Origin of the sequence: Streptomyces sp. YS-3 (assembly GCF_045257485.1) — a bacterium.
Taxonomy (GTDB): Bacteria; Actinomycetota; Actinomycetes; order Streptomycetales; family Streptomycetaceae; genus Streptomyces.
The window spans coordinates 1-1,863 of record NZ_JBJHPC010000906.1; the positions used below are offsets into that span (position 1 = coordinate 1).

Below are 1,863 nucleotides of genomic sequence, written 5' to 3' on the forward strand. Positions count from 1 at the left end.
GGGGGATGCGGCCCGGTGTACACGTACGGGTGCGCGCCCAGCCGCCAGGGATGATCACCAAGCCGTACGGCTGTGGCGGCGGCAGCGTGTCGTAGCGGCGCGGTTCACTCCTCCGGGCGGGCCAGCGCCGCGAGCAGCGCGACCGCCTCGCCCACCGGCACCGGCCGGAAGAACTCCGCGTCCACCGCCTCCACCGCCGCGATCGCCCGGGGCGCGAGCTCCGCGCCCGCCCCGGTCACCCGCAGCCGCTTGGCCCGGGTGTCCGCCGGGTCGGTCTCGCGTACGAGCAGGCCCTTCGCCTCCAGGGTGCGCACCACCTGGGACGTCATCTTGACGTCGGTGCCGGCCTGGCGCGCGACCGCCAGCTGGTTGGGGTGCTCGCCCTGTCCGTTGAGCCACCAGGTGCAGGCCAGCAGGACGAACTGCACATGCGTCAGGTCCAGTGGGGCCAGCGCGGCGGTCACCCCGCGCTGCCAGCGCAGCGTGGCGTGCCAGAGCAGGAAGCCGGGGCTCTCCCCGGGCGCGAGCGCCATCAGCGCGTCTGCGCGAGCCGGACGAGCGCGGCCATCGTCCCGGGCCAGTCACCGGTGACGGCCGGGCCGATCTCCGGGCCCAGTTCGTCGGCCGCCGGGCCGGTGATCTCCATCCGGTAGACCACGCGCGTACGGTCCGGGCCGAGCCGTTCCAGCCGGTGCGTGGTCCGCAGGAGCAGCCCTTCGAAGCGCGCCTCGTCCACGAACAGCTCGTTCTCGGCCACTTCGGTGAGCCGCAGCTCGACCGGGTCCTGCCCTTCGGCCCCCATGGTGATGCCGGTCCCGGCCGCGAACGGGCCCCGGATCTCGATCTTCTGGATGTCCGCGTTCCAGTCGCCCCAGTTCTCCACGTCCGCCCACAGCCGCCAGACGGCCTCGGGAGCGGCGCCGGTCTCGACCCCGTGCTCGTACACCCACATGTCGACTCCTCCGCAGGGTTCTCGTGCCGTGCTCGGCCTGATTTAAGCTGTCCACAGATTATCTGTGCGAAGACTATCTGTCCAGACCGCGACCCCGGCACACCCCATCGCGCCAGACCGTCGATTACCGGCCGTCCCGTCGCCGCGTGCGCTTTTTTCCAAGTCCGGGGTGCCGCGCGGCTGGCAGCCTCTGTGGTGCGCGGGAGCGTCACTTCCTACGGACGTTGACGGGGGCCCGCGCACATACGGGGCCCGGCCGACCGCACCTCCACCCGGCCGGCCGGGCCCGCCCTCCGCCCGGCGCCTAGCCGGCCGCGCCGCGCGGGAACGACACCTCGACCCGGCGGTTCTTGCGGCGGCCGTCCTCGGAGGAGTTGTCCGCGATCGGGTAGTCCTCCGCGTATCCCCGGATGTCGAAGGTGACCGCGCCGCCGCCCACCGCCTGCGCGAGCGCGCCCTGGACGGCGTCCGCGCGCTGCTTGGACAACACGACGCCGTGCTCGTGCGTCCCGAGGTTGTCGGTGAAGCCGAACACGCGGACGTTCGTGGCCTTCTGCTTCTTGATCTCGTCCGCGATGGCCTGGATACGGCCGGTGGCCTCGGCGGAGAGCGCGGCGCTGTCCTTGCCGAAGAGGACTTCGGCCTGGAGGGCGAAGGAGATGTCGGCGTTGGTGTCGGAGCGGCGCTCCTCGCCGCCCATGTCCTCGACGACCGACTTGATGTCCAGCACCCTCGGCGCGGCGAGCGTCGCCCCGTCGGAGAGCTTCAGCCCCGGCGCGTTGGCGTCGACCTTCACGGGCGGGGCGGCGGCGGGCACGGCGGTCGGATTCGGCTCATCGGCCCCGGCCGGGGTCGCCCCCGCGCCCGCCCCGACGAAGAACAGCGCGGCGACGACGAGGACGGCGGCGGGC

At 73.2% G+C, this 1,863-nt stretch carries 3 protein-coding genes; all 3 read right to left on the reverse strand.

Annotated elements, in window-relative coordinates:
• Nucleotides 1–104: 104 nt before the first annotated feature.
• Nucleotides 105–533 carry a MarR family winged helix-turn-helix transcriptional regulator gene (locus ACJA3G_RS36135; RefSeq protein WP_406557262.1) on the reverse strand — a complete coding sequence of 143 codons (429 nt, stop codon included), beginning with the start codon at nt 531–533 and terminating at the stop codon, nt 105–107.
• Nucleotides 533–952, reverse strand: coding sequence for an SRPBCC family protein (locus ACJA3G_RS36140; RefSeq protein WP_406557263.1), 420 nt, complete (start codon nt 950–952; stop codon nt 533–535). Before ACJA3G_RS36140 ends, ACJA3G_RS36135 begins: the two co-directional genes overlap by 1 nt.
• Nucleotides 953–1,256: 304 nt before the next feature.
• Nucleotides 1,257–1,835, reverse strand: a complete 579-nt coding sequence (locus ACJA3G_RS36145) for an OmpA family protein (RefSeq protein WP_406557264.1) — start codon at nt 1,833–1,835, stop codon at nt 1,257–1,259.
• Nucleotides 1,836–1,863: the final 28 nt, after the last annotated feature.